At 67.0% G+C, this 13,510-nt stretch carries 13 protein-coding genes; 1 reads left to right on the forward strand and 12 read right to left on the reverse strand.

Translation table 11 applies throughout. The annotated features are described in order from the left end of the window. Positions 1-97: 97 nt before the first annotated feature. Positions 98-1,483: a sigma-54 dependent transcriptional regulator gene (locus HWW87_RS10710; protein WP_174432393.1), complete on the forward strand. Its 1,386-nt coding sequence runs from the start codon at positions 98-100 to the stop codon at positions 1,481-1,483. 172 nt (positions 1,484-1,655) lie between these two features. Here the strand turns inward: HWW87_RS10710 and nagZ are convergent, their stop codons facing one another. The 12 genes from nagZ to HWW87_RS10770 form a co-directional block, all read right to left on the reverse strand. Then, complete coding sequence (gene nagZ / locus HWW87_RS10715; protein ID WP_175820253.1) at positions 1,656-2,684, reverse strand: beta-N-acetylhexosaminidase; 1,029 nt, start codon at positions 2,682-2,684, stop codon at positions 1,656-1,658. A gap of 17 nt (positions 2,685-2,701) precedes the next feature. Beyond that, positions 2,702-3,136, reverse strand: coding sequence for a holo-ACP synthase (gene acpS / locus HWW87_RS10720; RefSeq protein WP_174390353.1), 435 nt, complete (start codon positions 3,134-3,136; stop codon positions 2,702-2,704). An 81-nt stretch (positions 3,137-3,217) separates the two neighbouring features. Beyond that, a complete protein-coding gene (gene pdxJ, locus HWW87_RS10725) occupies positions 3,218-3,994 on the reverse strand; it encodes a pyridoxine 5'-phosphate synthase (RefSeq protein ID WP_174432390.1) in 777 nt (258 codons plus the stop codon). Beyond that, entirely contained in the window at positions 3,991-4,827 is an 837-nt protein-coding gene (gene recO / locus HWW87_RS10730) for a DNA repair protein RecO (RefSeq protein ID WP_006476492.1), read from the reverse strand. The genes pdxJ and recO overlap by 4 nt, the downstream gene beginning before the upstream one ends. Beyond that, positions 4,814-5,713 (reverse strand): GTPase Era, encoded by a 900-nt coding sequence (era, locus tag HWW87_RS10735; protein WP_174390355.1) that lies wholly within the window; start codon positions 5,711-5,713, stop codon positions 4,814-4,816. Before era ends, recO begins: the two co-directional genes overlap by 14 nt. Positions 5,714-5,773: 60 nt before the next feature. Continuing rightward, complete coding sequence (gene rnc, locus HWW87_RS10740) at positions 5,774-7,015, reverse strand: ribonuclease III (protein WP_175820712.1); 1,242 nt, start codon at positions 7,013-7,015, stop codon at positions 5,774-5,776. Positions 7,016-7,169: 154 nt separating this feature from the next. After that, positions 7,170-8,063 (reverse strand): signal peptidase I, encoded by an 894-nt coding sequence (gene lepB, locus HWW87_RS10745; protein WP_174432388.1) that lies wholly within the window; start codon positions 8,061-8,063, stop codon positions 7,170-7,172. Between the two features lie 16 nt (positions 8,064-8,079). After that, positions 8,080-9,873 carry a translation elongation factor 4 gene (gene lepA, locus HWW87_RS10750; RefSeq protein ID WP_174432387.1) on the reverse strand — a complete coding sequence of 598 codons (1,794 nt, stop codon included), beginning with the start codon at positions 9,871-9,873 and terminating at the stop codon, positions 8,080-8,082. 202 nt (positions 9,874-10,075) lie between these two features. Next, positions 10,076-10,312: a glutaredoxin family protein gene (locus HWW87_RS10755; RefSeq protein ID WP_152855350.1), complete on the reverse strand. Its 237-nt coding sequence runs from the start codon at positions 10,310-10,312 to the stop codon at positions 10,076-10,078. A 7-nt stretch (positions 10,313-10,319) separates the two neighbouring features. Further along, positions 10,320-11,816, reverse strand: coding sequence for a DegQ family serine endoprotease (locus tag HWW87_RS10760; protein ID WP_175820254.1), 1,497 nt, complete (start codon positions 11,814-11,816; stop codon positions 10,320-10,322). 16 nt (positions 11,817-11,832) lie between these two features. Beyond that, a complete protein-coding gene (locus HWW87_RS10765) occupies positions 11,833-12,885 on the reverse strand; it encodes a MucB/RseB C-terminal domain-containing protein (RefSeq protein WP_175820255.1) in 1,053 nt (350 codons plus the stop codon). A gap of 5 nt (positions 12,886-12,890) precedes the next feature. Next, positions 12,891-13,508 carry a sigma-E factor negative regulatory protein gene (locus tag HWW87_RS10770; protein ID WP_175820256.1) on the reverse strand — a complete coding sequence of 206 codons (618 nt, stop codon included), beginning with the start codon at positions 13,506-13,508 and terminating at the stop codon, positions 12,891-12,893. Positions 13,509-13,510 lie beyond the last annotated feature (2 nt).

Raw genomic sequence — 13,510 nt, forward strand, 5'->3', positions numbered from 1 at the left:
ACGCGTTCGGCGGGGCATAAAATCAATCTTTAATCCGACATGCGGCTGCGGCCCGCTGGCCGACAGCCCGCCTCTCTTGACTCGACTCGCGTCCACCATGCCACACGCCCTGATTGTCGAAGACGATCCCAACAGCCTGTCAGGCCTCACCGCACTGCTCGCCGCAGACGGCTTCTCGGTCGACACGGCCACGTCGCTCGCCGAAGCGCGCACGGCGCTCGGTCGCTCGATTCCCGACGTCGTGCTCGTCGACCTGAACCTGCCGGACGGCAGCGGGTTCGACCTGCTCCAGCACCTGCCGCAGCAGCAGCCGAACGGCTCGCTGCCGGTGATCGTGCTGACGGGCAACGCGACGGTCGAGAGCGCGATCGAGGGCCTGCGCCACGGCATCTGGGACTACCTGCTGAAGCCGATCAACATTCCGCGCCTGCGCAGCCTGCTCGCGCGGATCCCCCGCCCGTACGAACTGATCGACGAAGTGCAATCGCTGCGTGCGTCGCTGCGCCATCTCGGCCGCTTCGGCGCGCTGGTCGGCCGCAGCGACGCGATGCAGCACGTGTACGACATGATCGAGCACAACGCCCGCACCGAAACGGCCGTGCTGTTCTCGGGCGAAGCCGGCACCGGCAAGAAGCTGGCGGCGCGCACGCTGCACGAGTTGAGCCGGCGCCGCAAGGGGCCGTTCGTCTCGTTCGACTGCCGCATGCTCGCGCAGGCCGGCCGGCACGGCGCGTCGCTCGACAGCGTGCTGTTCGGCCATGAACGCGGCGCGTTCGACGGCGCCGAGCGCCGCGAATCGGGCCTGTTCGAGCAAGCCGGCGGCGGCACGCTGTTTCTCGACGAAATCACCGCGCTGCCGCTCGTGCTCCAGGAAGCGCTGCTGCACGCGCTCGATTCGCAGAACTTCATGCGGATCGGCGGCACGAGTTCGATCACCAGCGATTTCCGGCTGATCGCGGCCACGCGCCGCCCGGCGCGCGAAGCGGTGGCAAACGGCACGCTGCGCGAGGATCTGTGGCTGCGCCTCGACGCGGCGGCGATCACGATGCCGCCGCTGCGCGAGCGCGACGGCGACGCGCTCGCGATCGCGGACGCGCAGATCGACGAACTGAACCGCGAAGCGCGCGCGACCGGCCGCAGCACGACCGACAAGCGCGCGGCGCCGGGCTTCGTGCGCGAGTGCCTGTCCTACGAATGGCCGGGCAACGTGCGCGAACTGCAGGAACGCGTGCGTTTCGCGTACGACGCGTCGGGCGACTTCATCGAGACGCTGCGGGCGGGCGAAGCCAGCTTCTCCGCCGGCGCCGCGCTGAACGGCAGCAGCGTGCAGATCAAGGTCGGCACCCCGCTGTCCGACGTCGAGGATCTGCTGATCCGCGCAACGCTCGACGCGGTCGGCGGTACGCGCCACCGCGCGGCGACGCTGCTCGGCATCAGCCCGAAGACGCTGTACAACAAGCTGCAACGGATGAAGGTGAACTGAGCGGGCGGCCCTTGAATACGGGCGCTGGTCGGATCTGACCGTTAGTTGCGCTTAAGCCCGTTCCGGCGACTGCCCGAATCGGGCTGTCGCGACCCGTAAAAAAAGCCGTGCGACTGCGCGGCTTTTCGTTTGGGGCGACCGGAACGGCGCGGCTCGCGCCATCCCTGCCCGCTTACGCCAGCGCGCTGCTCAACAGCGCCTGCGCCTGCAGATACTCGGGCTGCGCGATCAGCTTGTCCCACTTGAGCGCCTTGCCGCGCGCGCGCATCCGCTTGATGCGCCGCACCGACTCGGCCGAGGCCCGCGCCTTCAATCCGTTCAGCACGACTTCGGCCGCGTCCGGCTGGTTGCAGACGAGCACCATGTCGCAACCGGCGGCGAGCGCGGCATCGGCTGCCTGCGTGAGCGTGCCGCCTTCGCGGGCCGCCTCCATCGACAGGTCGTCGCTGAAGATCGCCCCCGTGAAGCCAAGCTTGCCGCGCAGGATGTCCTGCAACCATACGCGCGAGAACCCGGCCGGCCGCTTGTCGACCTGCGTGTAGATCACGTGCGCCGGAATCACCGCGGACAGCGACAGCCCGAGCCAGTCGTACGGCGCGACATCCTGCGTAAGGATCGCATCGAGCGTGCGGTCGTCGGTCGGCAGCGCGACGTGCGAATCGGCCTCCGCGAAGCCGTGTCCGGGGAAATGCTTGCCGCAGTTCGCCATGCCGGCGAGCGACAGCCCGTGGTTCAGGCTCTTCGCGAGCAGCGTGACGACGCGCGGGTCGCGATGGAACGCACGATCGCCGATCACCTTCGAGTGCCCGTAGTCGAGATCGAGCACGGGCGTGAAGCTCATGTCGATCCCGCACGCACGCAATTCGGCAGCCAGGAGGTAGCCGACGGCAGTCGCGACCTTCGTCGCGAGCAGCACGTCGCGATCCCACAGTTCGCCGAGGCGGCGCATCGCGGGCAGCATCGTGAAGCCGTCGGTGCGGAACCGCTGCACGCGCCCGCCTTCGTGATCGACGGCGATCAGGATGTCTTCGCGCACCGCGCGGATCGAGTCGGTCAGCGCGGTCAGTTGCGCACGATTCTGGAAGTGCCGCGCGAACAGGATCACGCCGCCGGTATTCGGATGCGCGAGGCGCCGCGCATCGTCGCGCGACAGGGTCGTGCCGACGACGTCGAGCATGACCGGGCCGGGAGTCGTTTTCATCAGAATCGGGAATTCCGTCAGGAGGAGGTTCGGGAAACAGGGGCAGGGGCCGGCGCGGCGTCCGTTTCGGCGACCACGAACGACACCGCGTAGTCGCGTTCGTCGCTGACCGTCACGCGCGCCGTGATGCCGCGCGCGGCCAGCCAGTCGGCCAGCTCGCCCGATGCGACCACGTACGGCTCGCCGCTTGGATGGTTAAGCGTCTGCAGCGCGCGCCACGTCATCGGCCAGTGCATGCCGAGCCCGATCGCCTTCGAGAACGCTTCCTTCGCGGAGAAGCGCGTCGCGAGAAACGCGATGCCACGCGCCTCGGAGCGGGCGCGCCGGGCGTGGAACACGCGCAGTTCGTCGGGGCCGAGCACCTTCTCGGCAAACCGGCCGCCCGTGCGTTCGAGCACGGCCGCGACGCGGCTCACCTGCGCGATGTCGGTACCGATGCCGTAGATCGCCATGTCAGTCTCCGCCGCGGTGGCCCGGCGAGGCCGGGTCAAGCGCGTCGCAAACGGCGTGCGGGGCGCGGCGGCCTCGCATCGTCAACGCGCGCCGCCGTGCAGCGCGGCGACGCGTGCGGCGACCATGATCGCCTTCATCTCGCGCACCGCGTTGTCCCAGCCCGCGAAGATCGCATGCGCGACGATCGCGTGGCCGATGTTCAGCTCGACGATGCCGTCGATCGCGGCGATCTGCTGCACGTTCGTGTAGTGCAGCCCGTGGCCCGCATTGACCTTCAGGCCAAGCCGCGCGCCGGCCTGCACGCCCGCGACGATACGCTCGTATTCGCGCTGCTGCGCCGCTTCGTCGTGCGCTTCGGCGTAGCGGCCCGTATGCAGCTCGATCACCGGTGCGCCCGCTTCGTGCGCGGCGCGAATCTGCGTATCGTCCGGGTCGATGAACAGCGACACGCGCACGCCCACGTCGGCGAGCTGCTTGCACGCCGCGCGCACCGCCTCGAAGTGGCCGGCGACATCGAGACCGCCTTCGGTCGTCAGTTCCTCACGCTTCTCCGGCACGAGGCACGCATCGTGCGGACGCACTTCGCAGGCGATGTCGAGCATCTCGGCCGTCACCGCGCATTCGAGGTTCATGCGCGTCTTCAGCAGCGGGCGCAGCTCGCGCACGTCGGCGTCGACGATGTGACGACGATCCTCGCGCAAATGCAGCGTGATCGCATCCGCGCCCGCCTCTTCGGCGGCGAGCGCCGCGCGGATCGGATCGGGATAGCGCGTGCCGCGCGCATTGCGCAGCGTCGCGACGTGGTCGATGTTCACGCCGAGATCGATGGCGGTGGGCGTTGTCAGGAAGAAGCTCATAGATTTTGCAGGTCGATCAGGATCTGACGCGTGGCGAGCGGCGTACCGCCGAGATAGGTGTTCAGCAGGAAGCGCATCAGCGTCTTGCTCTGCGCAACCGTCTGGGCTCGATGGTAATCGTCCTGCTCCATGTCGAGCAACGTCTGTCCGGTGATGACCGGCCAGTGCGACGGCACGTCGTCGTCCGCATTGCGCACACCGCGCTCGGGATCGAACACGTAGCGGCGCTCAGGCTCGACCGCGCGGCGCGCGACCGTGCGGTTCAGCGCCATCGCATAGCCGGTCTCGCGCAGCAGCACGCGCTCGAACGAGCGCAGCACCTGCACCGCGGGCTCGCCGTGCGCGAGGCGCGTGAGGGTCAGCACGTAATGATTGAACAGCGGCGGCTGCGGATCCTCGCGCGCGCAGAATTTCACGAGCAGCTCGTTCGCGTAGAAACCGCACAACAGTCCGTCGCCGCCGAGCGGCAGCATCCCGCCGACCCACTCGGCGCCCGTCAGCGTGCGCACCTCGGATTTGCCGGACCAGGACAGCAGCAGCGGCTGGAAAGTCTGCAATACGCCGCGCAACGCGGAGTGCGGGCGCTTCGCGCCCTTCGCGACGAGCGCGAGCCGGCCGTGGTCGCGCGTCAGCACGTCGACGATCAGGCTCGTTTCCCGATACGGATAGCTGTGCAGCACGAACGCCGGCTGCTCGGCGACGCGGAAATCCGACGTGCGAGACGTCGCGCGCCGCGCCTTGCGCGGCGGTTCGGGCGGTGCCGGCAACGGCGCGTCGTTCGCGCCGGCGGTCACCGCGTCTTCGGTCGACGTCAGCGCGTCATTCGTACCCATAGGCACGCAGCCCCGCCTCGTTGTCGGCCCAGCCGCTCTTCACCTTCACGAAGGTCTCGAGGTACACGGGGCCGTCGAACAGCTTCTCCATGTCCATCCGCGCCTCGGTGCTGATCTGCTTGAGCTTCTCGCCCTTCTTGCCGATCACCATCGCCTTGTGCGTATCGCGCTCGACGAGGATCGTCGCAAAGATGCGCTTCAGGCGGCCCTCCTCCTCGAACTTGTCGATCAGCACGGTGCTCGTATACGGCAGTTCGTCGCCGGTCCAGCGGAATACCTTCTCGCGCAGGATCTCGGCCGCGAGAAAGCGCGAGCTGCGGTCGGTCAGTTCGTCCTCGCCGTAGATCGGCTCGCCTTCCGGCAGGTACGGCTTGATCGTGTCCAGCAGGCGCTTGATGTCTTCCGGCCGCTGCGCCGACAGCGGCACCAGCTCGGTGAATTCGCGCAGCCCGCTCATCTTCTGCATGAACGGGAACAGCGACGCCTTGTCGGTCACGCGGTCGATCTTGTTCGCGATCAGCAGCGTCGGCATGCCGGGCGGGATCAGGTCGAGCACCTTCTGGTCGTCGGGCCCGAAGCGGCCGGCCTCGATCACGAACAGGATCACGTCGACCGACGTCAGCGTCGACGTGACCGCGCGGTTCAGCGAACGGTTCAGCGCGGTGCTGTGACGGGTCTGGAAGCCCGGCGTGTCGACGAACACGAATTGCGCGTCGTCGAACGTGTTGATGCCGGTGATGCGGTGGCGGGTCGTCTGCGCCTTGCGCGACGTGATGCTGATCTTCTGGCCGACGAGTGCGTTCATCAACGTCGACTTGCCGACGTTCGGGCGGCCCACGATCGCGATCATGCCGCAACGGAAACCGGTAGGAGCGGGAGTGTTCATATCGTTTGGGAGACAGGTTCGGAAACGGCCGCGCGGCGCGCGGCACGATCGATGGGCAATTCAGTGGTCGGCATCGGCCACGCGCGCCTGCGCGGCAGCAAGGCTCGCGCCGCCAGGCGGCGTCTCGGCGTCGGGTGCCTCGGCATCGCGTGCGCGCGCCGGCGTGCGTGCGGCGGCGTCGGCACTCGCGGAAGGCTTGTCGGCCGACGACGATGCCGGATCGGCTGCGTGGCCGGCCGGCTTGTCGGCTGCGCGCGGCGCGGCCTCGGCAGGCTTTTCCACAGGCTTTTCCGCGGCCTTGTCGGGCCGTTCGGCCGGTTTGTCGGCAACCTTGTCGGTCGCCGGCTTCGCCGCCCGCTCGCCCTTGTCCGTGGCCGGCTCGACATGCGCCGCGCGAATCGCGGCCATCGGCGCGACAGCCGGCTCAGCGCCCGTCGCCGCAGTCGCGGCGGTTGCAGCCGGCACCGCGCCGGCCACCCTGGCCTCGCGCGCCGCCGCACGTTCCTTCCGCTCGGGCGAGCGCAGGTCGAGCGCTTCCTGCACGCCCTTCACGCCCGGCACGATCTCGGGTTCGACATGCTTGGACCCGCGCGCGTTTTTCGAGCGCTTCGGCTTCGCGGCCAGCATCGGCGCGGCCGCCATCACTTCGTCGAGCGCCTTCTTCGCGGCGGCCTGCTCGGCCGCGCGCCGGCTCGCGCCGGAGCCCGATACCTTGACGTCCAGCTTCGGCACCGTGCATTCGACCTCGAACTGCTGATTGTGCGCCGCACCATGCGTCGCGACGACCGTATAGGTCGGCAGCGCGATCTTGTGCCCCTGCAGGTATTCCTGCAGCAGCGTCTTCGCGTCCTTGCCGAGCGTGCGCGGATCGATGTGGTCGAGAATCGGGATATAGAGGCGCTTGATGACCCCTTGGGCGGCTTCGAAGCCGCCATCGAGGAACACGGCCCCGATGATGGCTTCGAACGCGTCCGCGAGGATCGACGGCCGGCGGAACCCGCCGCTGCGCAGTTCGCCCTCGCCCAGCCGCAGGCCGTCCGAGATATTCAGGGCCTGAGCAATTTCATACAGCGACTGCTGTTTGACGAGGTTGGCGCGGACGCGCGACAGGTCACCTTCGTCCAGCTTGCTGAAACGCTGGAACAAAAGGGCGGCCACCGCGCAATTCAGAACGGAATCGCCGAGAAACTCGAGCCGTTCGTTGTGCGTGGCACTGTGACTGCGATGGGTCAAAGCCTGGCGCAACAATTCCGCATTGCGAAATTCGTAGCGCAGCCGGCTTTCCAACTGGGATGAGGGCATGTGCAGGAGTATAACGCGGGCGCCCGGTCGGGCCGAAACGGCACGGCCGGACACGAAAAGGCGTGACGAGGCGGTGTTACCGCCGGTTCTTAAAGTAGTTCGGCAATACGCGACGCGGCCCGTGCGTCGCGTATTGCGTGTGAATCGAATGCGGTCAGTTGAAGGAACCGATGCGCTTCAGGTCGCTGAAGTTCATCCAGATGAAGAACGCGCGGCCGACGATGTTCTGGTCCGGCACGAAACCCCAGTAGCGGCTGTCCGCGCTGTTGTCGCGGTTGTCGCCCATCATGAAGTAGTGACCGGGCGGCACCTTGCAGATCACGCCGCGGCTGTTGTACGTGCAGTTGTCGCGATACGGATAGTCGTAGGCGCCCATCACGAACGGCGGCACGGCCGGGTTGTTGAGGATCGCGTTCTTCTTGTTGCCGATCGTTTCCTCGAACTGCTTCGCGTAATTCTGGCGCTCGTCGTCGAAGAAATCGGGCAGCGGCGTTTCGGGCACCGGCTGGCCGTTGATCGTGAGTTGCTTGTCCTGGTATGCGACCGTGTCGCCCGGCAGGCCGATCACGCGCTTGATGTAGTCGACCGACTCGTCCTTCGGATAGCGGAACACGACGACGTCGCCGCGCGACAGCGGGCTGCCCTGCGTGATCTTCGTGTTCGTGACCGGCAGGCGCAGCCCGTACTCGAACTTGTTGACGAGGATGAAATCGCCGACGAGCAGCGTCGGCACCATCGAGCCCGACGGAATCTTGAACGGCTCGACGACGAACGAACGCACGACGAACACGGCCAGGATCACCGGGAAGAAGCTCGCCGTGTACTCGAGCCACCACGGCTGGCGCAGCTTTTCGTCACGCAGCTTCGAACGCGTCTGCGTCGCGTTTTCGTCCGCGAAACGCTTGTCGATGCGCGACTGCTGGCGATCGAACTCCTCGATCGCCACGTCGGCCGCCTTGCGTCGCCGCGGCAGGAACACCAGTTTGTCCAGCACCCACGCTACGCCCGTCACGACGACGAGCACAAAAAGAATCAGCGCAAAATTCATAAAAGGATCAGTCCTGTTATTTGTCTTCGACGCGCAAGATCGCGAGGAACGCCTCCTGCGGGATCTCGACCGACCCCACCTGCTTCATGCGTTTCTTGCCTGCTTTCTGCTTTTCGAGCAGTTTCTTCTTGCGCGTGATGTCGCCGCCATAACACTTCGCCAGCACGTTCTTGCGCAGCGCCTTGATGTTCTCGCGGGCGATGATGTGCGCGCCGATCGTAGCCTGGATCGCCACGTCGTACATCTGGCGCGGAATGATCTCGCGCATCTTCGATGCCACTTCGCGGCCGCGGTACTGCGATTGCGACCGGTGGACGATCACCGACAGCGCGTCGACCTTGTCGCCATTGATCAGCATGTCGACCTTCACGACGTCCGCCGACCGGTATTCCTTGAACTCGTAATCCATCGACGCGTAACCGCGCGACACCGACTTCAGGCGGTCGAAGAAATCGAGCACGATCTCGGCCATCGGGATCTCGTAGGTCAGCTGCACCTGGCGGCCGTGATACTGCATGTTGATCTGCGAGCCGCGCTTCTGCGTACACAGCGTGATCACCGAGCCGACGTAGTCCTGCGGCATGTAGAGATTCACCGTGACGATCGGCTCGCGGATCTCCTCGATCTTCGGCGGTTCCGGCATCTTCGCGGGATTCTCGACCATCAAGAGCGAGCCGTCGCTCATCAGGACCTCGTAGACCACGGTCGGTGCCGTGGTAATGAGGTCCATGTCGAATTCGCGTTCGAGACGCTCCTGCACGATCTCCATATGCAGGAGACCCAGGAAGCCGCATCGGAACCCGAAGCCGAGCGCCTGCGACACTTCCGGCTCGTACTGCAGCGACGCGTCGTTGAGCTTCAGCTTCTCGAGCGATTCGCGCAGCGCGTCGTACTGGTTCGCTTCCACCGGATAGAGCCCGGCGAACACCTGCGGCTTCACTTCCTTGAAGCCCGGCAACGCTTCCGCCGCCGGCTTGGCCGTAAGCGTGACGGTATCGCCGACCTTCGCGGCCGTCAGTTCCTTGATGCCCGCGATGATGAAGCCCACCTGCCCGGCCGACAGCGAGTCGAGATTGCGCGACTTCGGCGTGAACACACCGACGTGCTCGACCGGATACTGCGCGCCGGTCGCCATCATCTTGATCTTGTCCTTCGGACGCAGCGTGCCGTTGACGATGCGCACGAGCATCACGACGCCGACGTAGTTGTCGAACCACGAATCGATGATCAGCGCCTGCAGCGGCGCGTCGGGATCGCCCTTCGGCGCCGGCACCTTCGCGATCAGCGCCTCGAGCACGTCTTCGACGCCGAGGCCCGTCTTCGCGCTGCAGCGCGTCGCGTCGGTCGCGTCGATGCCGATCACGTCCTCGATCTCCTCGATCGCGTTCTCGGGGTTCGCGGCCGGCAGGTCGATCTTGTTCAGCACCGGCACGACTTCGACGCCGAGCTCGATCGCCGTGTAGCAGTTCGCGACCGTCTGCGCCTCGACGCCCTGGCTCGCGTCGACGACCAGCAGCGCGCCTTCACATGCGGACAGCGAACGGCTGACCTCGTACGAGAAGTCGACGTGCCCCGGCGTGTCGATCAGGTTCAGGTTGTAGACCTTGCCGTCGCGCGCGCGATAGGACAGCGCGGCCGTCTGCGCCTTGATCGTGATGCCGCGCTCGCGCTCGATATCCATCGAGTCGAGCACCTGCGCTTCCATTTCACGGTCGGCGAGGCCGCCGCATACCTGGATGATGCGATCCGCGAGCGTCGACTTGCCATGGTCGATGTGGGCGATGATCGAGAAATTGCGAATATGATCCATTCAGTGCCGATCAAGCGAAAAAGGCGCGCTCGACGACTGCTGAGCACGCCTTGTGTAAGTCGGTGAAAAAACAGCCTATTTTAGCCGAAAAGGCCTTCCCCGGGCGGTATTTCGGACGCCGGGCCGCGCGGTGCCCGGCCGGGACGCCTGCCGGGCCGAACCCCGTGCAGAGAAAGCGGCACCGGCCGGCAGCAGGCCGGGCTCAGCGCCGGGCCGCGAGCGCGTCGCGCACCCGCGCATCGTCGAACCGGTGGCGGCACACTTCCGCGCCGTCCAGCAGCAGCACGGGCACGTCCTCGTCGTAACGCGCGACGAGCGCCGCATCGGTGTCGATGTCGACGTAGTCGACCGCGACGCCGAATTCGGCCGCCACCGGCGCCAGTGCGTCGCGCATGTCGTCGCACAGGTGGCACCAGCCGCGGCCATAGAGCGTGAACATCGGCGCGTTACTTCTGGCGCGGCCGCACGGGCACGAACTGCGTGTTGTCGCCGCGCCGCACGAGCACCGCGACCGCCTTCTGCGGATCGAGCTGCGCGGTCACGTCGGCGAACTGCTTCGCGTTCGTGATGTCGGTGTCGCCCACACGCAGCACGATGTCGCCGCGCTGCAGGCCCGCACGGGCGGCCGGGCCGTCGACGCCGTCGATCTGCACGCCGTTCTTCAGCTTCAGCGTCTTCATCTGCTCCGCCGTCAGGTCGCTGACCGTCAGGCCGAGCGAATTGGTCTGGCGCGGCTTCTGCGGCGCGTTCTTGCGCTGCTCGGCCTTCGCCGTCGACTCGACCGGCGTCTCGGCGATCGTGATCGGCAGATCGCGTGCCTGACCCTTGCGCCACACGCTGACCGTCGCCTTCGTGCCGGGCTTCGTGTCGCCGACCATGCGCGGCAGGTCCGACGCCGCATCGACCGGACGGCCGTTGAACTTTAGGATAATGTCGCCCGGCTGGATGCCGGCCTTGTCGGCCGGGCCGCCCGGCTCGACGCTGCTGACGAGTGCGCCTTCGGCCTTCGGCAGCCCGATCGAGTCGGCCACGTCCTTCGTCACCTCGCCGATCGCCACCGCGATCCGGCCGCGCGTGACCTTGCCCGTCGCCTTCAGCTGGTCAGCCACGCGCATCGCCTCGTCGATCGGAATCGCGAACGAAATGCCCATGAAGCCGCCGGTCCGGCTGTAGATCTGCGAGTTGATGCCGATCACCTCGCCCTGCATGTTGATCAGCGGGCCGCCCGAGTTGCCGGGGTTCACGGCGACGTCGGTCTGGATGAACGGCAGGTAGTCGCCCGTGTTGCGGCTCTTCGAGCTGACGATGCCGGCCGTGACCGTGTTGTCGAGGCCGAACGGCGAACCGATCGCGACGACCCACTCGCCGACGCGCACCTTGTTCGAATCACCGATCGCGACGACCGGCAGGTTCGACGCCTGGATCTTGACGACCGCGACGTCCGTGCGGTCGTCGACGCCGATCAGCTTCGCCTTGAATTCGCGCTTGTCGGTCAGCGTCACGTAGATGGTGTCCGCATCGTCGACGACGTGCGCATTGGTCATCACGTAACCGTCGGCCGACACGATGAAGCCCGAGCCGACGCCGCGGTTCTGCTCGGTGTCGGGCGAATTGTCCGGCGCAGGCGCGTTCTTCGGGTTGCTGCCGTTGCCGCCACCGTTGCCGGGCGCCTGCGGCAGCGGAATGCCGAAGAAGCGCCGGAAGAATTCCGACATGTCGCCGTTGTCGAAGCCGGGCGGGAGCATCCCGCGCGGGCCGCTCGTCGGCACGTTGGCGGTAGTCCGGATGTTCACGACGGCCGGGCCGACCTTTTCGACCAGATCGGCAAAGTCGGGCAGGCTGGCAGCGGGAGCCGTCACTGCGAACGCGGTATGCGGCACGACCGGCAGGCAGGCAGACAGCGCCGCCGCCGCGAGCCATTTGCGCAGCGTGAGTTTCATCATGTCGGAAGCCGTAGCGTTACTTGGAAGCCTTGTATTCTATGGCAGACGCGAACTGCTGCAACGTCGCCGGCGGCACTTCGCCGAGCACGGTGATCCAGTAGTCGCCGCGGCGCTTCACGAGAACGTGCGTCGCACCGGTGCTGCCCGCGCCTTCCTTGCGCGTGTTCTTTTCGGCCGGCTCGATGAAAACCGAGATCGTCGCGAGGCCGTCGGTGAAGACGGCCTGATCGACCGGGATCGGCGGATCGCCCGCATCGCGCGCGGCCATCGGCCGGCGCACTTCACGAATCTTCTGGAAGCCGGCGACGCTCGGCGCGAGCTGCCAGCCCTGCGCTTCCATGTCGACCGTCGCGACCGGCGGGCGCACGACCGTCCAGCCGTTCAGGTTGCGCATGCCGGCTGCAATCGCGGCCTTGTCGCCGCTTGCGCCGCCCGTCTGCAATTGCGAGAACGCGATCTGCTCGAGCACGTGATCGTTCGCATCGAGCGTCTGCGAACGCAGCAGCAGCCCGGTGCGCGCGTCGGCCCACAGCTTGTACGTGAAACGGTACGCATCCTTCGGCACGAGTTCGACGACCTGCGCGTCGATCCCGGCCACGCGGTCCTTGCCGAGCAACTTCGCATCGTAGACGGACATCACGTGCTCGCCGCTCGCGCCGAGCAGCGCGGGGAACGAGTCGCGCGTCTGACGGCGCTCGACCACGCACAGCTTGCGCTCGGGCACGAACGTGTAAAGCTCGTCGTTGTGCCGCAGCAGCTTGCGCGGCTTGCCGTCGAGCGTCTCGATCCGCTCGAACTCGCCGTCGCGGGACGAGACGTGCGCGATGCGCGACGACTGCACATACCCGCCGCGCTGGTAGACGAACGTACCTTCGTAGCTTTGCTGCTGCGCGGCCTGCTGGACGCGGTCGAGCCAGTCCGCGGCGCCCTTGCGGGTCGCGACGGGATCGTCCGGTTGCTGGGCGCTGGCAGGAAGGGATTGAACGGACAACAGGGCGGCTGCGCAAAGCAGGAGGGCCGGCAGCCGCTTCCATCCGGAGATGGCGTGATTCAACTGCAATGTCCGCATCGGGTTTATTGGCCTGGCGTGGTGGTCACGGCAGCGCGGATCAGCGGCATCGAACCCGTGACGACGGGCTGCTGGGCGAATTGCTGGTGCGCTTCAAGGTATTGGTCGAGGCTGGCGTCGCGAATGATGTTGACGTCCTGCAGGCCCGGCTGGGCCGCTGCCTGCGCAACCGTCACGCGCTGCAGGTTGCCGTTCTGCGGCGCGCCTACCGATGCGACCTGGACGGCGCCCGGCGCACCGGCCGTCTGCATCTGCGGGACGACGATCCACGTCAGCGTGGCGGCCGCCGCGGCCACCGCGAACGCGGGCACGACACGGCGGCGCAGCGACAGCAGCCTGCGCGCGACCGGCGCGGCCGCCGGTGCCAGCAGGTGCGGCTCGCTTTCGAGCGCAGCCGACATGCGCGCGGTGAACGCGACGCTCAGCGCGGGCGGGAGCGCGAGCTCGTCCGAGCGCAGCGCATCGCCGATCAGGTGGTAATGGGCCCACACGGCGCGATCCGCGCGGTCGAGCTCAGCCAGAAACTGCCCGTGATCCGGGCCATCGAACATTTCGCCGTCGACCAGCGCGGAAAGGCGCTCGCCGCGCGAGCACGCTTGCGATTGCGTATTGACCGACCCCATGA

This window comes from Burkholderia sp. BCC0419 (assembly GCF_902830285.1).
Lineage (GTDB): Bacteria > Pseudomonadota > Gammaproteobacteria > Burkholderiales > Burkholderiaceae > Burkholderia.